Source organism: Candidatus Avelusimicrobium sp. (assembly GCF_056976295.1).
Genome location: NZ_DBMCTG010000008.1, coordinates 1 through 25,703 on the forward strand (window position 1 = coordinate 1; position 25,703 = coordinate 25,703).

Consider the following 25,703-nt stretch of genomic DNA (forward strand, 5'->3'; position numbering starts at 1 on the left):
TCCTTTTAAGGCCTTTTTATTTGGGCAAAACGGCCTTTTATATGTGTTTTTATATGCCGGATACATCCGGGTATATCCGGCCTTAATTTTCAAAATTTTAGAAAAAAAAAAAAAACGGATACAACCCTTTAAAAAGAAGTCCTGCGGACGACTTACCTTTTCCCGCTTTTGACTAATGGAGCCACACTGTTTTGGTAATATCGCAACCTACGAAACAACACCTATAAATAAAACAAAGGCCGTCATAAACATAAAGTCATCCTGAATTGCCGCCCATACCGCTAGGCGGCACCCCGTAGTGTTTCTGTACGGGGTCTATTGATAGGTTTTAGAATCTACCTTATGGGTTGTTATCTAAAATGTCATACCGGAAGGTTTGCCGGGGCGGAGCGTTCCGGTATCTGTTGTTGTCCTCTTTTAGAGTAACGGCAGATCCTGGACTACAACTTTCCAGGATGACGACAACTACAATATAAAAGGCAAACTACACAAGCAATAGAACCTGCAACCTACCTTATGGGTAGTTGCCGTTAAAGACAACAGCCCCAAGAACAAATAAAAAACCCGCCGGGTTCAAGCGGCGGGCGTTACAAAAAACAACTATATAAAATATCTAACTGCTAAATTAATACGGCTTGCGGCCGGCAGTGTACAGGTCAAGCGATTGGCAAATAGCAATACTCTTGGCTTGGTTGCTCGTGCAGGCGAGTGAAGCCCCCTTGCCCGACGTTCCGCTGATGTACGGGTTCCACAGTACATAGTCGTACTTGTTGCCGCCCAAGCGTTTGGCGGTTACGCCGTTGCAGTCGGTGCCGGGGATATTGGCGTTAGTGGCGGAGTTTATCACAAATTCAAAAGCCTTTGTCGTGATTTTGCTTCCGTCCGCGCTCATTGTGCCGGGGTAGGCAATCGCCAATTTTTTAAACGAAACCGGGCAAGCGTTGTCGCCCGAACGTCCGGCGGCGTAGGCATAAACCGCGTCATTAAGGGCCTTAATGCCGGCCATCGCTTCCGTGGCGCGGGCGCGCTCAATAGAGCGCGTGTACTGCGGCAATGCTATGGACGTCAATACACCGATAATCAAAACCACCGTCAGCAATTCAATTAGTGTAAAACCAGAATTAGAAACTTTATTCATAAATCCTCCCTAATGATTTTAACAAATTTTACTAAAATTTAAGCGCACTTACGCGGTCTGCGGCCTGTTTCGTCAGTTCCGGTGTGTTAAAAGCCGTCAAGCGGAAGTAGCCCTCTCCGCACGAACCGAACCCGATTCCCGGGGTGCCCACCACCTGCGCTTCCTGCAAGAGTTTATCAAAAAAGGTCCAACTATCCAGCCCATTTGGGGTTTTTAGCCAAATATACGGCGCATTTATCCCGCCGAAGGCTTGTATGCCCGCACCTTTTAGGGCATTTAAAATCACGCGCGCATTAGCCTGATAACCGGAAATAACCTCTTTAATCTGCGCTTGTCCGTCGGGCGAAAAAACGGCCTCCGCCCCACGCTGGACAATATACGGCACGCCGTTAAATTTGGTTGTCTGCCGGCGCAGCCACAACGCATTAAGCGGATGTGCGGAGCCGTTTGCGTCAAAGATTTCCACCCCCTTAGGCACCACCGTATAAGCACAGCGCGTACCGGTAAAACCCGCCGTTTTGGAGAACGAACGGAACTCTACCGCTACTTTTTCCGCCCCCGGAATTTCGTAAATGGAGTGCGGCACATCTGCCTGTGTGATATATGCCTCGTAAGCGGAGTCATATAAAATAATGCTATGGTTTTCAACCGCCCAATCTACCCATTTTTTTAACTCCGCACGCGTCATAGCGGTTCCCGTGGGGTTATTGGGTGAACACAAATAAACCAAATCAGCGGGCTTATCCGGCAAGGCCGGCGTAAAATTATTTCCCTCGGTACACGGCAAATAAACCACCCCGCCGTAACGTCCGTTTGAAAATTCTTCCGTTCTGCCGGCCATTACGTTGGTATCCAAGTACACGGGATACACCGGGTTTTGCAGGGCGACCGTTTCCAACGGGGAAAAGAGTTCCTGGAAGTTCGCCACGTCGCTTTTGGCGCCGTCACTGACAAAAATTTCGTCGGCGGATAATTTTATACCGCGCGATAAATAATCGTGCTTTAAAATGGCTTCGCGCAAAAACGCATAGCCCTGCTCAGGGCCGTATCCGCGAAAGGTGTTTATATTGCCCATTTCGTCGCACGCTTTTTTTAACGCTTCCACCACCGCCGGAACCAGCGGGCGCGAAACGTCCCCAATGCCTAAACTAATCACGCTTTTGCCCGGGTTTTGTTCCTTAAAAGCAGCCACGCGCTTGGCAATGGTAGAAAAAAGATAACTGCCCTGTAATTTTAAATAATTTTCGTTTAATTGCGCCATTATTTCCCCCAATATTCGCCCGAAAAAACTGCTTGGGCAAGCCCCGTCATAAAAATATTTTTTTGCTCCGGCCACTCTATAAACAGGTCGCCGCCGTCCAATTTAACGGTTATATTTTTTTCTGTTTTATGGTTTAATACACACGCCACCGCCGTAGCACAAGAGCCTGTTCCGCAAGCCTGCGTAATGCCCGCACCGCGCTCCCATACGCGCATCCGCACGGTTTTATCATCTAACACCTGCACAAACTCCACATTTGTTTTACGCGGAAAAAGCGGGTGCGTTTCCAATTGCGGCCCCCAAACAGAAAGAGGAACCTTGTTAATATCCGGCGTAAAAATAACCAAATGCGGATTTCCCATAGAAACGGCTGTTCCGTGAAAGGTTTGTCCCGCGGCAGAAAGCGGAAAATTGACGGCTGTTTCCGCCGGGTTTCCCGCCATAGGGATTTCCCCCTGCGTAAGCCGGGGCGCGCCCATATCCACCCGCACAAGTCCGCGGGCTTCGTTGATAATTTCCGTGCGGATAATGCCCGCCAAGGTATCTAACGAAATATGTTTTTTATTTACCGTTTTCCGACGGAAAAGATGCAAAGCCACACAGCGCGAAGCATTGCCGCACATTTCGGCCTCGCTGCCGTCGCTGTTAAAAATACGCATTTTGATATCGGCTTTGGCTGACGGCAAAAGCAAAACAAGTCCGTCTGCCCCGACGCCAAAGCGACGGTTGCAAATAGTTTTAGCAAGCGCAGACGGATTTTTTAAGTCCGCCGCGGCCGCTCCGTCCAGCAGGACGAAATCGTTTCCCAAACCTGTATATTTTGTAAATTGCATATTCTTATTTTATAAAAACCGGACTCCAATTTGGTAAGATATTTGTATCTTATTTACAGGGGTATATTTTATGGAAGTATTGCAAGCCATTCAAACGCGCCGCAGCGTGCGCAAATATTTGGATAAGCCCGTAGAACGGGAAAAAATAAACGAGTGCTTGGAAGCCGCCCGTCTGGCGCCGTCCGCCTGCAATTCCCAGCCGTGGCACTATATTGTAATTGACGACCCGAAAGTAAAAGAAGCCTTTTGCAAAGAAGCATTTAGCGGTGTATATGCAATGAGCAAATGGGCCGAAAAGGCTCCCGTTTTGATTGCCGCCGTATCGGACAAGGGGACCTTTACCAGCCGTATCGGTAATTTCTTCCGCCGGACGGAATTTTATTTGGTGGATCAAGGCATTTCCGGCGAGCAACTCGTCTTGCGCGCGTGGGACCTGGGGCTTGGCACCTGCTGGATTGGGTGGTTAAATTCGGCCAAAGCGGAAAAATTCTTTAAACTGCCCAAAGGCAAAAAAATTGAGCATTTAATTGCAATGGGTTATCCCGCCGAAACACCCGACGCGCGCCCGCGCGAAGCCTTTGAAAAGAAGGTCAGTTACAACGAATTTAAAGAGTAAAATGCTTTTTCCTTTGTCATCCCCGAGAGTTTTTGTCGGGGATCCGTTGTGTTGTGTAAACAATAATAACGACAGATTCCCGACTACGACTTTCGGGAATGACGACAACGGCAAACGATAGTTTCCCGAACGCTCCGCGCCGGCAAACCTTCCAGTATGACCTATTAAATAACAACCATTACCCCAACCTAACGTGCCACCCGTGCATTGCCCATAAAAACGGCTTGTACGAAAAAATATTTTTTGAACCCCTTAGGGCGGGTTATCAAAATATCCGTGCAAGCCTGTTTTTATAACGCTTTGGCTGAGATTTTTTGGTTAATTTTTCCGGCGAAAAAGTAAACTTTCCGCCTATTTTTCAAATTTCTCTTTGAACCACTTAATCACCCACTCGGGTTTGTAATCAATAATTTTTTTGTTATGCGGGGTATAACTTTCCGCCGGGGCAAAAATCTGCTTTTCGCGCGGAAGAAGAGGATAAATGTAATCGGTTACCACCTCAATATTGGGATACCACAGATTGTGAACCTTTTTATCTATCCAATGCTGCAAGCCCAAGTTAGGCAAGCCCAGCCCCGCCGAAGCGGCCCAAAAAACGGAGTTGACGGCTATCACGTACAGCGGAAATTCACCTTTTAAAAGGGAAAGCAAATGCCACGTTTGGTTAATGGACAGTTTTTTGATATCAATTTCCAAATAGTCCGGGTTTTCCACAGGGCCGCCCTTGGTAACGCTCATTACAAAGTACCCCTCTTGAATAAGTCCCTTGGCAAGTGCCCGCATATGCGGATAAACGTAGTTTGAGCCGCGTGAATCCAACTGCAAGAAAATAATCCCTTTTTTGCCTTGCGCGCCTTTGCGTGCCTTGTCCAAATACTCAGCCACCACCGGGGCGGGCTCTGCCGGGAAATACATTACAGGAGCGGGAACATCTTTGGGCACGGGTAATGAAAAAGTTTCAAACAAACTCTTTACGCGGTGTGCAACGTGCAAACCGTAATCGTAGTACACAGGCACAGCCAAAAAACCTTCGGGAATATTTTTAAAGGCATCCTCGTAATTGTAATTTTTCCAAATAAACGGGTGCCGGTATCCGTCAAAATAAAAAACCTTTTCAAAGTGGGGATTTTCGGCCAGTAATTTGCCAACTAAGGGCGAATTATTGCGGTCAAACTGCCCTCCCACATATGCGTAAAAGGGTAAATGGGGGTACGCCTTTTTAAGCGCGGATAGCATTGGTGTAGTATATAAGTAATCGCCAATTCCCATAAAGAAAATCAGCGCCACCCCTTTGACGTTAGCATTAGCCTTTAAGGCCTTACCCAAGTGATAATAAACGTGTTCGTGGCGGTAAAGCGGGCGGGAAATGCGGTACCACTCCTTATTTGCAGGCAAAGTTTCCTTGCATTCCTCCGAGGTATGCGGTTTATCAAACTGATACCATACGGGTGTATGGGTGTGAAGAAAAAAGAAAATTTTATGTTTCAGCCAGCGCAACGTTTCGTAAACTACGCAGGCGGTACGGTGCATACAAAGCCATTTTTGGATATTCATATATATAAGTATATCAAACCGGGAAACGGAGTTCAAAACGGGTTATAATAAAATGAAAAACCCCCGGTTGGCAAAACCGGGGGCTTGATACAAAAAAGTGCAACCGATTAACGGTAATACGAACTGCCGTTGGAAATAGGCGACACGTTAATCAAATCAAAAAAGTCTGCGCAATCGCCTGACGGACAGCGCCAGTACATAGTGCCCACTTCGGGCATACCAGCAGTCTGCACCTTTACAAAGCCGCGTACACCCGTATAACTGTTGCTCATACCCTTGGACGTTACCGTCACTTCGCAGTTGCGGGTGCTTCCTGCGGCGGTGCCGAGGGTGTAGGTCCAGTTTTTGCTGTTGTTGGCAATTTTAATGTCCAAGTCGGAAAGCGCACCCGGGCAGGTGCGGAAGGTAGTGGCATAAATGGACGCCGCATCCAAAATATTCTTGGACGTTACCACCGCTTCGGCGGTGCGGGCCTTTTCCACAGAGCGTTCATACTGCGGGAGCGCAACGGCGGACAAAATGCCGATAATCAGCACGACTACTAACAGTTCAATAAGCGTAAAACCCTTATTATTCATATTCTCTCCTTATAAGTAAAATCTACCTAATAGTATAACCAAAATTGAAATCCAAAACAAGTAAAAATTCTTTTATTTACCGGGCGGTAAATTGTTGTTTGACCTCTCCCCTGCAAAGTTATACAATATACATAGGCCGGAGTACCTTCCGGGCTGCCGCATTTAGTAGCGGCGTTTTACCGTTTTAATTTAAGCAAAAGGAGACTTCTCTATTATGGCTAAACTAGTTGCTATGGACGGCAACGGTGCAGTATCCCACGTCGCCCACGCTACCAACGAAGTAATCGCTATTTACCCGATTACCCCGTCCTCTACGATGGGCGAAATCTGCGACGCCAAAAGCGCCAAGGGTGAAACCAACATTTGGGGCAACGTTCCTTCCGTGAACGAACTCCAATCCGAAGGCGGTGCCTCCGGTGCCGTACACGGTTCCTTGACCGCCGGCGCGCTGACGACCACTTTTACCGCTTCGCAGGGCTTACTTTTGATGATCCCGAATATGTACAAAATCGCGGGCGAACTCACGCCGACCGTGTTCCACGTGTCTGCGCGCGCTATCGCCACGACGGCTTTGTCTATCTTCGGCGACCACTCCGACGTAATGGCCGTACGCCAAACCGGTTGGGCTATGCTCTGCTCCGACAACCCGCAGGAAGCAATGGATATGGCGCTTATTTCCCAAGCCTCCACGCTTAAAGCCCGCGTGCCGTTTGTGCATTTCTTTGACGGTTTCCGCACCAGCCACGAACTGAATATGGTGGAACCTCTTACCAAAGAACAAATGCACGAAATGATTGACGATAAACTCGTGGAAGAACACAAGTCCCGCGGTTTAAACCCGGAACACCCGACCGTGCGCGGTACCGCCGCCAACCCGGACGTGTACTTCCAGGCCCGCGAAGCCGTCAATAAATTTTATAATGCCGTTCCCGGTATTGTAAAAGAAGAAATGGCTAAATTTGAAAAATTGACCGGCCGCCACTACGAACTCTTCCAATACGTCGGTGATGCGGATGCGGAACGCTTGGTCGTGATTATGGGTTCCGGCGCGGACGTAGCGCAGAACGCCGTAGAAGCGATGAAAGGCGAAAAAGTGGGCGTACTCAAAATTAAATTATTCCGCCCCTTCTCTATTGAAGATTTTATTAAAGTCATCCCGGCCTCTGTTAAGAGAATTGCCGTTATGGACCGCACGAAAGAACCCGGTTCCTTGGGCGAACCGTTGTTCCAAGATGTTTGCGCCGCTTTCTTAACCAAAGAAGCCAAGGCCAAATTTGCCGCTACCCCGCTCATTATCGGCGGACGCTACGGTATCGGTTCCAAAGACTTTACCCCCTCTCACGTTAAAGCCGTGTTTGATAACCTGGCCGCCACCGAACCCAAAAAAGAGTTCACGGTCGGTATCAAAGACGATTTGACTAATTTATCCTTGCCCGAAACCAAATTAGAAAGCAAAGCCGCCAATGATATTTTTGCCGCTTTGTTCTACGGTTTAGGCTCCGATGGTACCGTAGGTGCCAACAAGAACACGATGAAAATCATCAGCGCCAACGGTTTCTTTGCCCAAGGTTACTTTGTGTACGACTCTAAAAAGTCCGGGTCTATGACCACGTCCCACATCCGCTTTGGCAAAAACTATATCCGCGCGCCTTACCTCATCCAATCTGCGGACTTTATCGGCGTGCATATGTTTGACTTCTTGGATAAATATGATGTACTCGGCAAAGCCAAAAACGGTGCCACCGTACTTATCAACTCGCCTTACAACGCCAGCGAAGTATGGAACCATTTAACCGCCGAAGTGCAGAAGATTATCATTGACCGCAAACTGAAAGTGTACGTCATTGACGCTTCCGATATTGCCTTGGCTACCGGTATGGGCAGCCGCACCAATACCATTATGCAGACGGCCTTCTTCGGTATTGCGGGCGTAATCCCGACCGAAAAAGCCATCGCCGACATTAAAGAAGCCATTAAGAAAACCTATTCCAAAAAAGGCGAAGAAGTGGTGCAGAAGAACTACAAAGCCGTGGATGCCGCCTTGGCGGGCTTGCAAGAAGTAAAATATCCGGCCGAAGTAACCTCTACACTGCACACCAAAGCCCCGGTTCCGGCGGAAGCCCCTGCGTTTGTAAAAGACGTTTTGGGCGAAATGATTGCCGGCCGCGGCGACGACTTGCCGACCTCCGCTATGACCGAAGGCGGTGTGTATCCCACCGGTACCACCCAGTACGAAAAACGCAACATTGCTATTATGGTACCCCAATGGGACCCCAACACTTGTATCCAATGCGGTTTCTGCTCCTTGGTCTGCCCGCACGCCGCTATCCGCATTAAAGCGTACGACGGCAAAGCCTTGGAAAACGCTCCCAAGACTTTTAAATCTGCCGACGGCAAAGCCGATCTCGCCGGTCTTAAATTTACCGTACAGGTAGCGGTGGAAGACTGCACCGGTTGTGGCGCCTGCGTATTTAACTGCCCGGCCAAAAACAAAGAAAACCCGGAAAAGAAAGCCCTCAATATGGTGCACCAGTTGGAAGTTCGCGACAACGAAATTGACAACTACGCTTTCTTCTTGGGCCTCAAACAAGCCGATGTAAAAACCAAAAAAGAATCCGTCAAAGGTTCCCAAATGAGAAGACCTTTGTTTGAGTTCTCCGGCGCTTGCGCGGGCTGCGGTGAAACCCCGTATGTAAAACTCTTAACGCAGTTGTTCGGCGACCGCTTGGCCGTAGCCAACGCGACGGGCTGCTCTTCTATTTACAGCGGCAACCTGCCCACCACGCCTTATTGCAAACGCGACGACGGCAAAGGCCCGGCTTGGTCTAACTCTCTGTTTGAAGACAACGCCGAATTCGGCTTGGGTATGCGCTTGGCGTTTGACCAACTCAACCACGATGCCAAAGCGGCTTTGACCGAAGCCAAAGAAGGCGGACTTAAAGAACACGCCGCCTTGGTGGATGCGATTATCAACGCCGACCAAAGCACTGATGCGGGTGTGGAAGAACAACGCAAACGCATTGCGGAACTCAAAGATATTTTGAACAAAGGCGCCGAAAAAGGTTGCGAAACCTGCAAACGCCTGTTGAGCCTGGCTGACTACCTCGTCAAAAAATCCGTCTGGATTTTGGGCGGCGACGGTTGGGCCTATGATATCGGCTACGGCGGTTTGGACCACGTTTTAGCCAGCGGCAAGAACATCAAAATCTTGGTGCTGGATACGGAAGTCTATTCCAACACCGGCGGCCAGATGTCCAAAGCCACCCCGTTGGGTGCCAAAGCCTTGTTCGCCGCGGGCGGCAAACAAATGCCGAAGAAAGACCTCGGTATGATTGCGATGACCTACGGTAACATCTATGTAGCCCAAGTGGCTATGGGTGCCAATATGAACCAGACCATCCAAGCCTTGGCGGAAGCCGATGCTTACAACGGTCCGGCCCTCGTAATTGCGTACTCCCACTGTATCGCTCACGGGATTGATATGTCCAAAGGTATGGGTGAAGCCAAACGCGCCGTACAAGCCGGCCGCTGGATTCTCTACCGCTTCAACCCCGAAGCCCGCTACGAAGGCAAGAACCCCTTGCACGTGGATAGCCCGTTAGGCGCGCCGACCTTGCCGTTGGCCGACTATATGAGCGGCGAAAACCGCTTCAAAGGCTTGATGCGCGACAACCCGGAACTCGCGAAGGAACTTATCAAACGCGCTGAATCCGAGTATGCTTGGAGACGCGACTTGTACAAACAACTCGCGGCTATCCAACCCGCTGAAAAAGTCGTAAAATAAGATTGGAAAGATGTAAAAAACCCCGGCCGAGTTTATCACTTGGCCGGGGTTTTTTATGGAATATTTGGCAATCTGTTGTTGTCATTTGTCGTCATCCTGGAAAGTCGGCCGGCGCGGAGCGTTCCAGGATCTGTCGTTACAAAAAGAGGAAAACAACGGATACTGGAACGCTCCGCGCCGGCAAACCTTCCCGTATGACCTTTATTTCTATAAACGCCCAACTACCCAATCGGCAGATCCCGAAACCTATTCATAGACCCCGTACAGGCAACATATTTTTGCTACAATAAAATTATGAAGAAATTCGTTATCCTCTTGATTACTATTCTGGTGGTGTGGCTGGCAGCGGGCTATCATCACGCGCGCAAAGAACAACTGGGCGAAGCCTTGATAACCGCCGCCTATTATGGGGATTTACTATCCGTAAAGGAAGCCCTGGAAGAGGGCGCCCCGTCCGCTTATACGCTCTTTTTTGACGACGAAGACCGCCAATACAGCGAAATGAATTTTAACGCTTTACAGGCCGCTGCTTCTGGCGGGAACGAGGACGTTATCAATTTTTTATTAGACCAAGATTTTGATATTAATATTCCCACTCCCGACGGTTGGACTCCGCTCTATATTGCCGCCCGCGACGGACAGGCCGAAGCCGCCAAACTCCTCGTATTCCGCGAGGCCGATTTAAACATACAAACTCATTTGGGAGCCACCGCTCTCATTATGGCACTTACCCAACCGTTTGAAACCGAACAGGCCCGGACGGATTTACTTACCTATATGCTTAAACGCGGGGCGAATCCGAATCTGGCGGACAACGCCGGTTTTCCCCCGCTGTACTACGCCGCCGCCACGCTGGACCCGGCGCGCGTGCAAATCCTTTTAGAAAACGGTGCCAAAGCCACCCCCAAGCAACTGGACAAAATTTTAAAAATGCTCCAATTAAAAGGTGGCAAAAACGCCAAAAAAATAGCCGCCCTCTTAAAAAAGAAAGCGGCCAAATAAAAAGGATTTTTCGTTTTACGGAAGCGTAAATTCCATTACCCGGAGTTTGCGCTTTTCGTTAAGTACGGTAAAGCGCAGCACATCCCCGGACTGTAAATCAACCTCGGCAAATGCCAATTCGGCGTGTGCATCCTCGTACGGTTGCGGATAATTGCGTAAATCCAGCGTAAACACGGCTTTTTCCCCACGCCACACCGCCACACTTTTCACGCGCTCCTCTAACAACAAACGGCCAATCTCCCACCCGCGGAACACCAACGGGCGCGCGGGCAGTTTTTCCGCTTGAAAATATTGGTCCAACATCATAGGCACAGCCTGAGAAAGATTGACGGCGTAGGTATGGCTCTGCGCCCGGCTGCCCGGCATAGCACATCCGCCAGAGTGCAAGCCCACCACCTGCCAATTATCCCCCTGCTTTTGGAACACGGGTGAACCGCAGTAACCGCTCAACAAAAAAGGTGTTCTTACATCATCTTGCTTGATTTCGCGCTTGCCAATCACGCCGAAACCCGCCGCGTTGATAATATCGCGCCGAACGGGCAAAAAGTCTCGCCACCCGTACGGGCCCGCCACATAACCAAACGAATAAGAGGGAACATTGGTCCGTACTATGCCCAACGAAAAAGGTTCAGCCCCTTTTTCAAGCGCACTCTTGGGTAAGGGAGCCAAAGACACATCCGGCGAACTCCACCCCGCACTCCCGCTAACGGCAACCGTTACCGTGTACTCTTTTAAACCGTTATTTGTCCACACACGCGCTACGCGTTTTTGCCCCGCTGCTCCCCCAATATGATACGGCATCGCCGCCCATAGTTGTCCGTGTGATTCAAATAAAAAACCGGTTCCTAATACCGTTGGAGATTCCGGACGCGCCACCTGAATAAGCCCCTTCGGCACACGCGCCATAAGTTCACGCGGACCTGCAAAACGGCTCCGGGAAGCGGCAAAAATTCTTTTGGTTAGTTCGGGCATTAGGCGTGGAAAAGAGGTCATTTCAGCCCCGGTTTTTGCCAATTTAATACTAGCGGCAGGCACGCGGAATAACTGCGCACAAACCGGCAGAGAAAAGCCTAGCATCAAACTAACAATGAAAACAAATCGGGTCATACATATATTATAGCGGTTTAAGAGGATGACTTGCCAGGGCCAAAGGACCTAGGGCGTATGGGACAAATATTGCTCGTAGTGAGTCCAATAATACCACACACTCCATACGGCTATTAACAAAAAGAATACAGCCATATACATTAGGATATGCCCGATAATCACATCATAATTTAATAAGCCCAGCGGCTCCAAGATATACACCCAATCGCCCTTTACGGCACTGGGGGAGTAACTTGTCATCATATCGGAAGAGGTAAGAGGCAATTTCATCGCGCGTGCATCTGCGCAATAAATTCCCGCCCCATACAGCGTGGTAGCCAGCCAATAAAGCAAAACCGGCTGCAACAGCCGCCCGCCCTTTAAACGCAAGGCCCAAAAACATAAAATAAGCGGAATCAGCGTTTCCATACCGTTGCCGGAAGCATACGTCCACCACTCCCACCCTAAAACAGCCCAAAAACGGTGCGAAAATTCGTGCGTTAAATAGTTGGGCAAATAGACGAAAACATTGTCCAAAAGTATTTTAAACAGCGGGCTTTCTATGTGGGTACATCCCCATATCAATAGCCCGCCCAAAATAAATACACTCCAAAAGCCCCATTTAAAATAAATGAAACTTTGGCGGTATGGGTCTAAATGAATCATAATGGGTATTATACAAAAAAATTCCCGCACTTTTTATAGTGCGGGAGCATATTATTTAACGGTTATTTTATATTCCACGTCTTCACGCAGGCTGTTATGCACCGGGCAGGTTTGGGCGATATGTGTGTAAAAGTTTTTCTGCTCGCCGGACAAATTGTCCTTAAACGTAAACACCAATTCCACCGACACTACCCGCCGCGGCGTGCCGCCAAACTGCGGCGCCACGGAAAGCGTAGTACCCGTTACGTCCTCCCCCCGTTTTTGGGCGGCATAGCCAATCATCGTCAGCATACACGCACCCAACGCGCTGGCCAAAACTTCGCCGGGCTGCATATCCTCGCGCGGGTCAAAATACGCGGTGCGCACAGAACCGTTTTTTCCGTCCAGTACGCTTACCGTTTGCAAGTTTTCTCCCAAAGTTGTTGTAATCATATTTCCCTCCTATGGGTATAATAACAGATTAAACGCCGTTTCGGGTAAAAAATTTTAGATTATAAAACTTCCACCGTTACCTTTACTTCTCTGCTTAATGTTTGATGTACCGGGCAGGCTTGTACTGCCGACAAGTAGAACTTTTTTTGCTCCGGCGAAAAATGTGCGGGAAAGGTGATTTTTAATACAAACTCCCCCACGCGGCGCGGATTAGCAGCCATAATTTTTTGTATGGATAAATGCGCGCCCTTAAAATCTTCCCCGCGCGCGGCGGCCATTTTGCCCATAATCGTAAGCGTGCAGGAAGCAAATGCCGAAGCCAACAAATCGGTGGGCGAAAAGCGGCGGCCCTGCCCGCCGTTGTCTGGCGGCAAATCGGTTTGAATCGTGGTTCCAGTCGGTCCGTGTACAAGATTGGTTTCCCCGTCGCCGGTATAAGTACAAGTAATTTCTGTCATATGGAAAAACTCCTAAATAAAACGCCCGCCCAAAATGTACGGGTTTATTATAAGATACAAAAAAATGAAAAAAATATTAAGTTTTTCGACATCATCAAAAAGAGTATAAAGGCCAAAAGAGTGCGGCGCATAGGTATAAAACCCCCGCCGGGGTTGTTGGTTTATGAATTTTTTAAGATAAACTAACCCATTGTGCGGTTAATCTGCCGCTTGCAAGGTGTGGCCCGCAGGGCACAAAAAAGCCACGCTTTCGCGTGGCTTTTCAAATGGCTCCCCGAGTAGGGCTCGAACCTACAACCTACCGGTTAACAGCCGGTCGCTCCACCATTGAGCTATCGGGGAAAAATCTGTTTTTTAAACTGCTTATTCTTGCTACATAATTATTATAGTAAATCCTTTTTGTTTTGTAAACTAATTTTTTTCTCCGACGATAAAACCTGCCAAAAATCTTCTCTTTTTCTGGCACGCACGCTCAAAAAAGTAAGCCCCATAAATACCGCGCTTACAAAAAGCAACGTGTTTTGCAGGCCCGCAAAACTAATGCAACCCGCCAATCCCAGCACGCAAACGCTTTCAATCGTATAGGTAGCCGTAGCGTAAAGGCCCAAGGTTTTACTGCGAAGCGGCACGGGCGTACGCATCAAAATAATGCTGATAATCATCGCCCCAAATGCCCCAAACGGAATTCCGCATAAGGCCGTCGCCGCCAAGACAACATAAGTAGGCAACTTGAAATATAATACCAAAATTGAAAGCAAGTAGCCTAAATAATTACACGAAAGAAGCGTAAAGAAGGAAAATCTCTTAGCCGCGCCGGCAAAAAATAACGCACCCGCAAAGGCTCCAAAACCAAAGGCCGCCCCCAAGAAGCCCAAATAAACCGAGTTGAACCCGTACTCATATATATAAGACGGAAGCAAAATAAGTTCCCACGACTGGCCTAAAATAAAAGTCGGCAAAGTAAATAAAATGGGTTCCCAGAGCATACGGTCCGTTTTTAAATGGGATATCACCTCGCGATATCCGGCCAACGGTCGCAACTGTCTGGGCCGGCGGTTGCTAAAAACAACAATGCACAAAACGACAATGATAAGGCAAAAGAATACGCACAGTTCCCACGCATACAAAAGGCCGCAGCAAGCAATCACCGCCCCGGCAAGCAGCGGCCCGGCCACCGCCATAATGCCGTCAAAGGCTTCTATGATGCCGGAAGTTTTGGCAAGCGGAACCTCGGCATAGCGCGAAAACGTGGGCGACAGCGCCGTCCGCGCCAGTTGCCCGGGCGCATCAAAAAACGAACTTAAAAAAATAAGCAAGCCGATAAGCCACGGCAAATCTTTGCCTGTCAAAATAAGAACAGGAATTGCGCCCAAGAGCAAAAGTTGGATAACCTCGCACGAGAGCATTGTTTTGGAACGGCCCAACCTATCAATAATAGGCGCGCCAAACAGGGAGGAAAAAATATTCGGCAGCAGCGCACAAAACCCCACAACACCCGTCCACAAAATACTGCCGGTGGACGACAAAACATACCACGGAAGCAAAATTTGCATAAACTCGTTGGTCAATGACGAAAAGGCTTCCGTTGTTAATATCAGCCTTAGGGGCGTTTTATTCGCGCTTTTAGTTAATAATAGCATATTGAATATATAGAAAAATTATATAAAATGATAGTTGGAAGGTGTGAATTATGGCAGAATACAAAGATTATTACAAAATTTTAGGCGTGAGTAAAACCGCCTCGGACGCCGATATAAAAAAAGCGTTTAAAACAATGGCCCGCAAGTATCACCCGGATATGCACCCGGAAGCGGAAAAAGCCAAATGGACAGAAAAATTTAAAGATTTAAACGAGGCTTATACCGTCTTGTCCGACAAGCAAAAACGCACCATCTACGACCAAGTGGGCGAACAAGGATACCAAGACTATGCCCGCGGCGGAGCCTCTTCCCGCGCGCGCTCGTCTGCCGGAAGTAATCCGTACCAGCAGTACCAACAATATTCCTACGGCGGGAACACCGGCGGATTTTCCGGCTTTGGCGGCACAGGCGGGGCACAGGCCTTTGGCGGAGGAGATTTCAGCGATTTCTTCCAAAGTATTTTTGGCGGTATGGGCGGAGGTTTCTCCGGCTTTGGCAAGAATTTCGGCCGCAGTGCGGCTTCTGGCCAGGCGGAGGGCGATGTGGAAGCGGAACTCGCGCTCAATTTGGAAGATGCCCACCGCGGTGGCAATATGCAGATGACGCTCCCCAACGGGCGCACGGTTACTGTCAAACTCCCCGCAGGCGTGAGCGAAGGCAAAAAAATCAAACTAAAAGGGATGGGCAACCCGACCCAACGCGGCAACGGCGACTTATATTTGGTGGTTAAAATCCGCCCGCACGCTATGTACCGCTTGGAAGGGGAGGACCTCTATGTTCCTGTTACCATTATGCCGTGGACGGCGGCCTTGGGCGGCACGATTTTTGTGCCAACCTTAGACGGCCCCGTCAAAGTAAAAGTTCCAGCCGGAACACACAACGGCAAGAAACTGAAATTAAGCGGCAAAGGATTAAGCGCCAAGGGAAGCCTATATGTAACCCTGACGATTGACGTGCCGCGCACGCTGAGCAAGGAGCAAAAGGACCTGTTTACCAAACTGGCCGCCCTGGGCTAATATTTATCCGCCGGTTTTTTACTCTCCGGCGGTTTTTCTTGCATATTGCAATCCGGGCGTTTTTTGCTATACTATGGTGTAAGTGCTTTTTTATTTTAATTTAGGGAGATAGAAAATGACTGGTAACAACTCTGGTTTTACGCTTATTGAACTGTTGGTAGTAGTGCTGATTATCGGCGTATTGTCCGCCATTGCACTGCCCCAATACACCACGGCTGTGGAAAAATCCCGCGCCGCCGAAGCCCTCACACTGATGAGTGCCACGCGCGATGCGGTGGAACGCTACCGCTTCCAAAAGGATGCCTGGCCGAGTGCCAACAACTTTGCGGTGTTGGACGTGGAAATTCCGCAGAACGGCTCCGATTACGGTGGAAAAAACTATAAAATTACAATGATGCCATTGGCTGATACTACAAAATTTGTCATTAACGCCACCCGTAGCACGTCCAAAGACGTTTACCAATTAAAAACGGTAATGGTGGATAACGGAAGCGTCATCCAAACCTACCGCTATTGCGGTGCGGCCAGCGACAGTGCCGAAAAGCCCACCCAATTAGGCGACAACACCAAAGCCGGGCAATATTGCAATGCTATTACAAACGGCAACCCGGTAAACGGCAAATTCTAATTTGGCTTTTTGCTAAAAAACTCCCCGGAGGCTTTTACTGCCCCCGGGGAGTTTTTATATAGGTACAACTTTGTTTTGTATGTGTGCAACATCACAAATACAATGTGGCCCAGTGAGTCGCTACCTAGCGCATAGAGTTGCCGCCTGCAAGGTGCTGTTTCATAAGAGAGCGACACTACAAAAATAGTGTCGCCCAATTAATCGCTGCCTAGGGCATTGAGTTGCCGCCCGCCAGGGTATGTTTCATAAAAGCGCGACCGTACGGAAACAGTGTGGCTCCACTAGTCATTTGAGCGCGGTAAATCTGCCGCGCGCAGCGTACAGGCAGTTTCGAAGGCGAGGATAGCCCGCAAGTTATGCGGACTTAAATGCGCAAGCCCCTTGTCTTGCACGTCAAAACGCACGCGGCAAACGGGTGCGCTTGCGCGGATATTTGCGCTCCCCGCGCAAGACACCAAGCAAATGCTCATCAGGCACAGCATCCACCTGCGCCAAGATTTTATCCATTTTTTCATTTTCTTTTTGCTCCTGTTGTGCCGTGCGCAAGCGCTCTTTGGCTCGGCCCACAGCGGCGGCTAATACGCACAGTATCCCCACCGCCATAGCCATCAGTCCGCCGATTAAGGCGTACATCATTTTTTGGCTCCTGCAAAAGAGCCGTCCGCATTGACGAGCGACAAGGCAGACAAAACGGCAATAATCTTGCCCAGCACCGCATCATCCTTTTGCGTGGGAGTAAGTTTAACGATAATCGTTGCCACGCTGACTACGCCGCCGATAATAGCCAATACATCTTGCCAATGTTGGGTACACCAATTAATAAGTTGTGTCATTTTTTTATTTCTCCTTTTTAGTTTTTTGCCGCATTAAGCAAAATAACCTTAATGCTTTTTACATCATCCGCAATCATATCCAGTTTCACATCCGAACGTGCCAAGCGTTCCTCGTGCGCGGATACTTTCTTTTCCAAATTATCTACGCGCGGAGGCAACCCATAGAGCGTAAAAAACCAAAACCCTATGGCGAATACCACTCCCCCCGCATATAACCAATCTTTGACTTTGCTCATTATTCACTCCTGCGCGCGGCGGCTAAATTTTCCAACTGACGCGCCTGGCGTTTCACGTGTTCGCTGGCGGTAGAATTTTCGGACAAAACCACCTCACGCACGGCGCGCGTAAGCCCGGTGGCCTGCTCCTGCATTTGCAAGGTATCGGCCGATTCGGCATTTAAATAATACGCGCAGACCCACGGGTAAAGCGTGGTATGGGCAGGCGTTACGGTCTCGCTTGCGCCGTAAACGGAACTGTTCAAAGAAGCATCATTTTCCACATACACCAAACTTGTCGCGCTGGTAACAGAACCACCTGTCATTAACGCATAACTGTTGGTATTTTGAACTGGTTTGGCATAGTGTGGTAAAGAGGTGAAATCCGGAATATTTCCCGCGGCAGTATTGCTAATGGCCTTAACGGTGGGAAGCCCCGCTTTGCGTTGGGTGATGCCGTTCGTTTCGTCCGCGCTTTTAATGTAATTTACGAGTTTCGGCAAGCGCAGAGAGCCTGCCACCTCGTCCACCACATAATAGGGGCACTCGCCGTAAGCGGACAGGGCTTCGTCGTATTGGGCTTTGGTTTTGCACAATTCGGGGTGGCTTTTTACCCACGCGTAAAAATCGGGATATAAAGTGCCCGCGTTGGCAATATATTCGCCCGTCCACAGCGGTAAAGCACCGGGGTTATCCGCCGCCGTTTTGCTTTGGCTCCAATACACCTCACCCAAACTTTTACCCAAGGTGCGCAAGGCATAAGCCTTTGCTTGGGAGGCATAAGAGGCGGCTAACTCGGCTGCGGTCTGTGCGGACGCGGTAATACTTTCCCCTTGTTTGGTCAACGCGGCAGATAGATTTTGCTGGGTAGCAGAAAGAGACTCCTCTGCTTGTTGTTTCCGTGCGGAAATATCAGCCACCGCCTGAGAGGCCAATGTTTGCGCTTGCCGGGAATTTAGCAGGGCTGCCTTGGCAGATGCTTCCGCCTGACTAGCCGCCGTTTGCGCTCCGTCCGCCGCCGTCAGTACACGGGTGAGTAAATCGTCGGCGTGCGGAGAGGGAATATCCACCGAGGCGGGATATTTTATACTGCGCGCTGTTTCTTCCCCCAACTCCTGTACAAGCAGGGTGAGTTTATCGTAGGCTTGTTCTAACACTTCCGCATCTAATTCCCCTTGGTGAAGCAAATTTACTTGTTGCGTAGGCGGTGTATGGCGCAAAAGTGTAATTGCCCACCCCGCAGGCAAGGGCATAAGACCGCTTTCTTCCGTCGGGTAAATAATAGTATGGGTGTTTAGGTCTAAGCGGAAATGCTCCGTCAGGCGGGTTTGCACCCCTTGGGGCGAGGTTAAAAACACTTGCAAATGGTCTGCCGACAAAAGCGGGAAATCTACATCCCATTTGGTATTTTCGCCGTTTCCGGTATAAATGTGTTTGGTAACTTGGGTAGAAATGGTCATATTTTTCTCCTATAAATCTAAATATGTTTTGATTTGTTTTAAAGCGTTTAAGCGTTCCTGCGGGTCTGCGGACGAACACAGCACCGCGCGCTTTATTTCGTTCTGTGCGGCAGATGAAAGACCCTTTTTTTGCGCCCAGGCATCTATCCCGGCGCATAAAAATATGCCTGTTTTATCTTCCTCTCCGGCTTGGCGGAAGGAGCGGGCCGCAGACAAAACCAAAAATTCCTGCGCCGATATTTCCCCCTTTTCAAAAGCCCGCTGATTATCCTTTTCCGTACCGCCAAAATATAAGCGGTTAAACGTTTCTGCCGAAGTGTGCGGAGCAGGCGCGCCAAACCGGGAAACCGCTCGGGCCGTTACCCCGACCGCATCAAGGGAGGACAAGGCCAACCTCTGGCGGGCATCTTCCGCAGACAACGCCGAAGCCAAGCGGGTATATTCCTGTGCCTGTTTGGAAAATTCCTCCCGTTTGGCCTGTGCGCCCAAGGCGGAGAGATTTTCCAAAACCGCCTTATCCGCGGTTTGCGCCTGCGCCCATTTTAAACGCGCTTCCGCAGAGCCGTCCGTTTCCGCAAGCGATTTATCCCAGTATATTTGCGCTTTTCCGCCTGCCTGCGCCGCCCCAATAAGGCCGGTAAGGTTTTCTTTTTCTGCCAATGAAAAGCACCCGGAAAATTTTTGATATACGGCCTGCGCCATTTGATAATTTTGGGCAGAAACGGCCCTTTTAATACATCCTTGTGCGGCTAAACGGCGCACTTGTCCGCTTTCCTGTTTGGCATTTTTGGCAGAAATTCCGGCGGCTATCAGACGGCTTTCATACCCCGGCAGTTGTTCATTTAAATACAAGTCCAAGGCATTGGCCGACAAAGCCGACGAAGCAACCTCTGTCACAATATTTTTTTCTTGCGCGAGGGTTTCATCTATCTGCCGGCATTTCGCCCGGTTTTCCCCAAAGAGTGCGGAAGCACGCAACATTACCCAATCCGCCGCCGCGGGAGAGTTGGCGTCTTGCACTTGACCGGCTGCTTTATCCAGGGCTTGCACCCCGTTGGAGGCCGCCGCAAGCAGGGCTTGGCGGGTTTTAATTTCACCCGAATTTTCCATTTTCTCCTCTTGTTTGGCGGGCAATAAACGAACTGCCGCTTGCCCCAATTCGCCCGCCGATTGCAAGGTGTTTTGATAAGATTCTTTCAAGCGGACAGGCGCCGGGGCGTTTTTGGAAACACGCGGCGCGGTATAGTGTTCCCCGCGTGTGTAAATGGGAATAGTTGGCATAATATAAAAACTCCTAATTAAAAATAGAGAGCAAATCTTTGCTCCATTTCCACCACGCGCCCGATTGTTTGGCGGCGCGCTTGTACTGGTTGGCCGTTTCGGTTAAACTGCGGATTTTTTCGTTGGTTTCTATTTCATTTTCTCGCAAAGAATCCGTCAGCGACGTATTTAATATTTGTTCATCCATTAACGCATTTAAGCGGCTGTTTTTAAGTAAAGTTTGTACGGTGGCAGATGAGGTATTTAACCCCGAAAAAGCCAAGGCCGCTTGCTGGCTGCCCATCGTTTGGCGGTAATTTTCGTACTGTTCCCGGCTTCGCTCGGCGGCCGATTTAAATAAATACTCCGCTTGCCGCTTTCCGGCGGCGGCCACATATTCCGCCTGCCTGTTGGCATCTCGTGCCAAGGCTTTATAATAATCCTTTTCGGCCTTACGGTTTCCGAAAACGGATACGGCGGACGATACAACAGACCCCGCTTGTTTAATGACTCCTCCCATTGTTATTCCTCCTAAAAATAAACTCTAAAAAAGAAATATTTTTTCCTACGGACAGACTCCCCGTGCTACGAGCCCCCAAGTGTTTGGCAAAGCGCAAGGCCCGTTTGTAGCGGCTATCAGTAAATACAAACAGTTCCGGATAGATTTCTAAAAAATACCGCACAAGCCCGCGCATTATGCGAAAAAAACTCTTTGGGATTTTTTCCACTTCTTCCCCCGTTAAAAGCCACACCTGCGCCCGAGTGCCCATCAAACAAGGGGCAACAACCCCGCATACCGCCGCTACTTTTCCGCAATACAAAAGGCTAAACGCGCACCGAGAAGCCCGCGCAAAGGCGGCTATTAAAGAGGCCGGCTCTTGTCCGGGGTGGGACGCGGCCAGTTCGCGCCGGTCCTCCGCGCGCAAGGTATATGCTAACACCGCCGCATCCTGCGGCAAAAAAGAACGAAAAATAATGTTATTTTTTCTCATAAAAAGATATACTCTAAATATCCTCATAATCAAGGAGTTATAAATGACGATATTGGTTTTACTAGCCTTATTGGGTGTTGTGGCCGTGTATGCGGTGTTCTTCCTGCTCTTTAAAATTATTTGGATGATTTTAAAGAAAAGCAGCAACAAATGGCCGCTTATTTTGGCAGGTGTGGCTACGGTACTTTTGGGCACGGTTACGGCTTTGTCTGCCTACTACGGTGTGAAAAAAATCATCAAACCGTTTAATCCCATTATTGCCGCCGCGCAAACGCCGGAACCCGTGTATGGCGAAAAGGCTTTTAATTCGCCCGAATATGGCACGGAATTGACCGTATATGACGGGATGACGTTTTCCGACTGGATGCACTTTGGCGAAATTGATTTGACCGTAGGCATTGATACCAATGCTTTTAAAAAAGATGCCGCCGGGAAAACCTTTCAGTCGGTTACCTATGCGGGTATCGTACGCCAAAGAGATGTGGACGAGAATCCGTTTGATGATTTTGACGAGGTACAGGGGGACCTTCTGCGCCGCCGCCAACTGGAAATTCACTCCTCGGAAAAGACCGTAATTAACGGGCGGGAAGCGTTGCTGGTTTCGGGTACTGCCTATTCCAACCAAGGCAATGCCTTGCCGTTTTGGCTTTCCGTCGTGCCGGCGGATAACCACCAAGTCTATTATGTAATAGCCGGAACGGTGGACCAGGCGGATAACGATACAAACCAGTCTCTTGCCAAAAGTATAGTAAAAAGTTTCCGCTTAACAAAATAAGGCCAAGCACTTTTGAACGGGGCTTTTGCTTTAAGGGCAAAAGCCCCCTTTTCATTATTAGCGCGTAATGAGCGACAGAAGCGTAACCGGCAAGGGGTCCGTCTGGCGGAAAATAACCGACGGCGAAAGCGTGTGCGAGCCGGAAAGGCTCATCACATAATCCCCCGTTTTTAGCGCGATTGGCGCATTAAAAGGCTCGTCCGTGCGTTGGAGAAGTTCCGTCAGGTGTGTTTCGTCCGTACCGATTTGCCCGCCACGGCTATCCAACAGTTTAACGCTCACTCCGCTAAAACGCTTTTTTCTATCCGCCGCCGTACCGTCAGCATACACCAAGGCAGGCGGCAAGGTAGCCAATTCCGCCGTAAAAAGTAACCCGGCGTGCGCGCAGGTAACCGCGCGGGGTAATGTAATTTCTCCGTTTTTAACAACCTGTGGGGATAATACATTGCCGTCAGCCAAAACCCCCACGCAAAGCCCTTCCAAATGGGATAAACCGCCCAAGCGCGTAAACGGTGTTTCACTTTTGAGCGAAACGGACGCATCCAAAAATACTTGGTCCTGGGGCTCCTTGCTGGCCAACCTGCGGGCTAACCGCTCTACAAAATAACCGTTTTGGCGCGCGACGACAAACCATACCTCGTCATACCCGCGGTTAGGCACACAGCACACGCTTTTAAAAAGCCCCTGCGTATCGTGGCGGGTCCACGCGCACAAATTTTGCTCCGGCAGATAAGTTAAGGTCAGTGCCGTGCCGTCATCCAGCACGCACCAAACCAAATTATCCGGCTCTTGCTGGTAACACAGTTCGGCAACCTCTCGGTTAAAAAACAAGTGCTTGGCAAGCAGCGTTAAATCGTTGCCGATATATGCGGCTGTGTTGTAATCATAAAACAAATCCCGTACGCATCCGCCGCGCGCCTGCACAAATAACGCCCTATTTCCTACCAAAATCGGGGCCGTGCGGCTTGCCCCGCGTTCCCCCTGCTGGGCAACTTGAATATTGGTAGGCGTAAGCGCGCCGGAGGAAGATAAAGTCCACTCACTCCCTGCGGTAAAAAGCATTAGCCTCCCGCACACCGCCGCGCCGTGTATGGCATTTAATTTTTTGCCCGATAAGTTCACGCTGATAGCATCATTGGCAGCCAAGTTATCCCGGGAGTGCCCAAAATCACAATGCGCACCCGTTTTGGAAAACCAAACCGTCTGCGCTTCCCGCCTGGTTCCGGCTAAACCCAAACGGTCCTGATAAAAGAACACACACGCGGGATAACCCGAAAGAGGGCTGAACGAACCTTCGGCCCAATCGTCCGTCCAATCGGGAAAAGCCACCTGCCGTTCCGTCCGGACTACTGCCTGCCGGGCATTAAGATACCCTTCCACCGTTACTATGCCCTCTTGAATAAAAGCATCAGCCTGCAATTCAAAACCAGCCTCTCCGTTGAGTGTGTTAGAACTGACCCGCAAGTAGTACATATCGGCGGTATCTTCCAAATGCCCGAGTGCATTAAAATTTTCCTCTCCGTCCGCACGAGAAAAATATTTTACCTTCTTCCAGGTTTTACCTCCATCAGCCGATTTTTCAAGCACCAGTTGCCCGGTCCATACACCACTGGTGCGCAGTTGCCAACTTCCCCCGCTTTTTAGCGTTTTGGAAACGCTTTGATACCCCAAAGTGCCTGTTAAATACTGGCTTTCCACCGCGTGCGTCAGCGCGAATTTTCCGCCTGTGTGTCCGGGTTGGAAAAAGTCAAAATCACTTTCCAGTAAAAATTTATTTTCTCCTGACGGTATTAATTCCCCCTTATTGGCTCCGCCGGACAAGGCTTGCGCCACCGTCAGCACCGCCGGGCGAGTGAAACTGTTGCGGTATTCTAAAACCAGTTGCAGGCCGTTGCACGCTCCCCCCGTGGCTTGGGGTGATTCTATTTTTATAATACCGCCCAAATTAACGGCGCAAAAGCCCTGCGCGCCAAACTCCTGATTAAACGCCGATACCAACGAAGCAATATCAAGCCCGTAATCTTTGCCCGAATAAAACCACACATTATTAAAATACCCCAGCACCGCCAAATTAGGATAAATAATCGGCTGAAAAGTAAGCGTTGCTTTGACACCGTCCGACGAAGCGGCTTCGTTATATGGAATCAGGCGGAGTTTTTTTGACTCGTCTGTATTGGACAGCATAAACGGCCCGTATTTAAGAGGAACTTCTTTCAATTCAAAGGTCCCGTCCGTTAAGCGGGTCAGTTGTTTGGGCGGATAATTGGAGTGGACCAGAAAAAGCGTTTGGTCATATTGGGCATAGTTTATCTGCGCAACCTCGCCTGCTAAATAAGGCGTAGCAAGTTCGTACGGAGTACCGTCTGCGGTTAAAAGTTGCCCTCCGGGGGTGTAAATACGCAGGTATTTTTCCCCCAATTCCAATACATAAGATTCATTTTCCCCCAACACAAAGGGAATTACGCGGCAAGGTTTATCCGCGTATTTGGCCTGTCCCATAAATACAGTACCCGTGCGGTTAGACGCCCCGCCCTGCGGATGAACAAAAAAATTACGGGCCGTTTTGAGCCAGGAAGAATAGGCCGGGCTGTCTATACGCGCCTGCACGGCGGGGCTGACCTCTCCGCCGGAAAAAGAAGCCTGTAAACAATGCACTCCCATCAGCGCACCTCCGTAAAGGCATCCGTTTGCCCGCTTTGGGCGAAATTTTCAGTCATATTGCTGCGGCGGGCCTCATCCAAACTTAACGTATATTTTTGCAATATTTGCGCCGCCAAAGCATTATCCCCGGTAAGAGATACCGCCAAATCCGCCGCCAACGCCAGCGAAAAGGATTTTACAAAAGAAGCATCAAACTGGTTTTCGTCCTCTGCGCGGCGGGTATATTCGGCCCACGCTTGCGGACAGGCAGATTCCAACACACGAATACGGTATTTGGGGTGGAACAGTTCCCGAAACGGAGTATTTTTATACTGCGGGCGGTACACCCGGCGGATGAACAGGGCTTCCTGCGGATATTTATATAAAAAGCGGTTTTCCTGCTTTTCCACCAAGGCAAGAGGCTCCTCCGCTGTGGCAAAGCCCCAATTATGGCTGCGCAAAACCTCATCACGCACAGGCTCATAGAACAGATTTAAGCGGCGCGCCTTTTCGTCCTCTTGCGTTAAAGAGGATATCGGAGCCTGCCCCAACTGGGCCAAAGCCAAATTACAAATGGTAATTTTTGATATCATTTTTAACTCCTATTTTGTTTTTTATTATTTTTTAAGTATTTTTTTATTTTACAAATGTTTTTGTAAAGTTTAATTTATACTTAATTTTGTAAAAAAATTATTTTTGTTACAAGCAATCAAAATATTAATTTGATATATAAATTTATTTTTTCTTAAATATTCATATATTTTATTTTCTTATACTATTTTAAAGTTTAAAAAATTTAATATCAACATATTTTTGACAAGGTTTTATATTTTTAA

General features: G+C 49.2%; 25 protein-coding genes and 1 tRNA gene. 6 read left to right on the top strand and 20 right to left on the bottom strand.

Going from position 1 to position 25,703, the window contains the following annotated elements; all coding sequences use genetic code 11:
• Window positions 1-625: 625 nt before the first annotated feature.
• From ACZOTW_RS04550 to dapF, 3 genes are read right to left on the bottom strand one after another with little or no spacing between them, the layout of a single operon-like run.
• Window positions 626-1,138: a type IV pilin protein gene (locus ACZOTW_RS04550; RefSeq protein ID WP_428044614.1), complete on the bottom strand. Its 513-nt coding sequence runs from the start codon at window positions 1,136-1,138 to the stop codon at window positions 626-628.
• A 31-nt stretch (window positions 1,139-1,169) separates the two neighbouring features.
• Complete coding sequence (locus tag ACZOTW_RS04555; RefSeq protein ID WP_483997596.1) at window positions 1,170-2,399, bottom strand: LL-diaminopimelate aminotransferase; 1,230 nt, start codon at window positions 2,397-2,399, stop codon at window positions 1,170-1,172.
• Window positions 2,399-3,232 carry a diaminopimelate epimerase gene (gene dapF / locus ACZOTW_RS04560; protein ID WP_483997597.1) on the bottom strand — a complete coding sequence of 278 codons (834 nt, stop codon included), beginning with the start codon at window positions 3,230-3,232 and terminating at the stop codon, window positions 2,399-2,401. The genes ACZOTW_RS04555 and dapF overlap by 1 nt, the downstream gene beginning before the upstream one ends.
• Window positions 3,233-3,302: 70 nt before the next feature.
• Between dapF and ACZOTW_RS04565 the strand changes: the two genes are divergently transcribed.
• A complete protein-coding gene (locus ACZOTW_RS04565) occupies window positions 3,303-3,848 on the top strand; it encodes a nitroreductase family protein (protein ID WP_483997598.1) in 546 nt (181 codons plus the stop codon).
• 351 nt (window positions 3,849-4,199) lie between these two features.
• On the opposite strand, the gene ACZOTW_RS04570 is transcribed toward ACZOTW_RS04565, so the two are convergent.
• The gene (locus tag ACZOTW_RS04570) at window positions 4,200-5,402 is read right to left on the bottom strand and encodes a glycosyltransferase family 9 protein (protein WP_483997599.1); all 1,203 of its coding nucleotides are present in this window, start codon (window positions 5,400-5,402) and stop codon (window positions 4,200-4,202) included.
• Window positions 5,403-5,509: 107 nt separating this feature from the next.
• A complete protein-coding gene (locus ACZOTW_RS04575) occupies window positions 5,510-5,980 on the bottom strand; it encodes a type IV pilin protein (protein ID WP_428045976.1) in 471 nt (156 codons plus the stop codon).
• 214 nt (window positions 5,981-6,194) lie between these two features.
• On the opposite strand from ACZOTW_RS04575, the gene nifJ reads away from it, so the two are divergent.
• Window positions 6,195-9,764, top strand: coding sequence for a pyruvate:ferredoxin (flavodoxin) oxidoreductase (gene nifJ, locus ACZOTW_RS04580; protein WP_483997600.1), 3,570 nt, complete (start codon window positions 6,195-6,197; stop codon window positions 9,762-9,764).
• 294 nt (window positions 9,765-10,058) lie between these two features.
• Window positions 10,059-10,766 carry an ankyrin repeat domain-containing protein gene (locus ACZOTW_RS04585; protein WP_483997601.1) on the top strand — a complete coding sequence of 236 codons (708 nt, stop codon included), beginning with the start codon at window positions 10,059-10,061 and terminating at the stop codon, window positions 10,764-10,766.
• Window positions 10,767-10,781: 15 nt separating this feature from the next.
• Here ACZOTW_RS04585 and ACZOTW_RS04590 read toward each other — a convergent pair whose 3' ends face one another.
• The 6 genes from ACZOTW_RS04590 to ACZOTW_RS04615 form a co-directional block, all read right to left on the bottom strand.
• Window positions 10,782-11,873 carry a trypsin-like serine peptidase gene (locus ACZOTW_RS04590; RefSeq protein ID WP_483997602.1) on the bottom strand — a complete coding sequence of 364 codons (1,092 nt, stop codon included), beginning with the start codon at window positions 11,871-11,873 and terminating at the stop codon, window positions 10,782-10,784.
• A 48-nt stretch (window positions 11,874-11,921) separates the two neighbouring features.
• A complete protein-coding gene (locus ACZOTW_RS04595) occupies window positions 11,922-12,518 on the bottom strand; it encodes a hypothetical protein (RefSeq protein ID WP_483997603.1) in 597 nt (198 codons plus the stop codon).
• 51 nt (window positions 12,519-12,569) lie between these two features.
• Entirely contained in the window at window positions 12,570-12,950 is a 381-nt protein-coding gene (locus ACZOTW_RS04600) for an OsmC family protein (RefSeq protein ID WP_428043127.1), read from the bottom strand.
• A 59-nt stretch (window positions 12,951-13,009) separates the two neighbouring features.
• On the bottom strand, window positions 13,010-13,408 hold the full coding sequence (locus ACZOTW_RS04605) for an OsmC family protein (protein WP_428041358.1): 399 nt from the start codon (window positions 13,406-13,408) through the stop codon (window positions 13,010-13,012).
• A 267-nt stretch (window positions 13,409-13,675) separates the two neighbouring features.
• A tRNA-Asn gene (locus ACZOTW_RS04610) sits at window positions 13,676-13,750 on the bottom strand.
• 41 nt (window positions 13,751-13,791) lie between these two features.
• Complete coding sequence (locus ACZOTW_RS04615; RefSeq protein WP_483997604.1) at window positions 13,792-15,048, bottom strand: MFS transporter; 1,257 nt, start codon at window positions 15,046-15,048, stop codon at window positions 13,792-13,794.
• A 50-nt stretch (window positions 15,049-15,098) separates the two neighbouring features.
• Between ACZOTW_RS04615 and ACZOTW_RS04620 the strand changes: the two genes are divergently transcribed.
• Together ACZOTW_RS04620 and ACZOTW_RS04625 are read left to right on the top strand one after the other, a co-directional pair.
• A complete protein-coding gene (locus tag ACZOTW_RS04620; RefSeq protein WP_428041831.1) occupies window positions 15,099-16,064 on the top strand; it encodes a DnaJ C-terminal domain-containing protein in 966 nt (321 codons plus the stop codon).
• A 115-nt stretch (window positions 16,065-16,179) separates the two neighbouring features.
• A complete protein-coding gene (locus ACZOTW_RS04625; RefSeq protein WP_428050623.1) occupies window positions 16,180-16,692 on the top strand; it encodes a type IV pilin protein in 513 nt (170 codons plus the stop codon).
• Window positions 16,693-17,085: 393 nt separating this feature from the next.
• Here the strand turns inward: ACZOTW_RS04625 and ACZOTW_RS04630 are convergent, their stop codons facing one another.
• The 7 genes from ACZOTW_RS04630 to ACZOTW_RS04660 are packed head-to-tail and all read right to left on the bottom strand — an operon-like array spanning window position 17,086 to window position 21,452.
• Complete coding sequence (locus tag ACZOTW_RS04630) at window positions 17,086-17,328, bottom strand: hypothetical protein (RefSeq protein WP_483997605.1); 243 nt, start codon at window positions 17,326-17,328, stop codon at window positions 17,086-17,088.
• Window positions 17,325-17,525, bottom strand: a complete 201-nt coding sequence (locus ACZOTW_RS04635; protein ID WP_428045983.1) for a hypothetical protein — start codon at window positions 17,523-17,525, stop codon at window positions 17,325-17,327. Before ACZOTW_RS04635 ends, ACZOTW_RS04630 begins: the two co-directional genes overlap by 4 nt.
• 17 nt (window positions 17,526-17,542) lie before the next feature.
• Window positions 17,543-17,761 carry a hypothetical protein gene (locus ACZOTW_RS04640; protein WP_428044599.1) on the bottom strand — a complete coding sequence of 73 codons (219 nt, stop codon included), beginning with the start codon at window positions 17,759-17,761 and terminating at the stop codon, window positions 17,543-17,545.
• Window positions 17,761-19,200, bottom strand: coding sequence for a hypothetical protein (locus ACZOTW_RS04645; RefSeq protein WP_483997606.1), 1,440 nt, complete (start codon window positions 19,198-19,200; stop codon window positions 17,761-17,763). The genes ACZOTW_RS04640 and ACZOTW_RS04645 overlap by 1 nt, the downstream gene beginning before the upstream one ends.
• 9 nt (window positions 19,201-19,209) lie before the next feature.
• Window positions 19,210-20,481: a hypothetical protein gene (locus ACZOTW_RS04650; protein ID WP_483997607.1), complete on the bottom strand. Its 1,272-nt coding sequence runs from the start codon at window positions 20,479-20,481 to the stop codon at window positions 19,210-19,212.
• A 13-nt stretch (window positions 20,482-20,494) separates the two neighbouring features.
• A complete protein-coding gene (locus ACZOTW_RS04655) occupies window positions 20,495-20,980 on the bottom strand; it encodes a hypothetical protein (protein ID WP_483997608.1) in 486 nt (161 codons plus the stop codon).
• The gene (locus ACZOTW_RS04660) at window positions 20,964-21,452 is read right to left on the bottom strand and encodes a hypothetical protein (RefSeq protein ID WP_483997609.1); all 489 of its coding nucleotides are present in this window, start codon (window positions 21,450-21,452) and stop codon (window positions 20,964-20,966) included. The genes ACZOTW_RS04655 and ACZOTW_RS04660 overlap by 17 nt, the downstream gene beginning before the upstream one ends.
• A gap of 43 nt (window positions 21,453-21,495) precedes the next feature.
• Between ACZOTW_RS04660 and ACZOTW_RS04665 the strand changes: the two genes are divergently transcribed.
• Entirely contained in the window at window positions 21,496-22,227 is a 732-nt protein-coding gene (locus tag ACZOTW_RS04665) for a hypothetical protein (protein WP_483997610.1), read from the top strand.
• Between the two features lie 57 nt (window positions 22,228-22,284).
• Here the strand turns inward: ACZOTW_RS04665 and ACZOTW_RS04670 are convergent, their stop codons facing one another.
• Complete coding sequence (locus ACZOTW_RS04670; RefSeq protein WP_483997611.1) at window positions 22,285-24,888, bottom strand: phage nozzle protein; 2,604 nt, start codon at window positions 24,886-24,888, stop codon at window positions 22,285-22,287.
• Complete coding sequence (locus ACZOTW_RS04675; RefSeq protein ID WP_483997612.1) at window positions 24,888-25,460, bottom strand: phage connector family protein; 573 nt, start codon at window positions 25,458-25,460, stop codon at window positions 24,888-24,890. Before ACZOTW_RS04675 ends, ACZOTW_RS04670 begins: the two co-directional genes overlap by 1 nt.
• Window positions 25,461-25,703 lie beyond the last annotated feature (243 nt).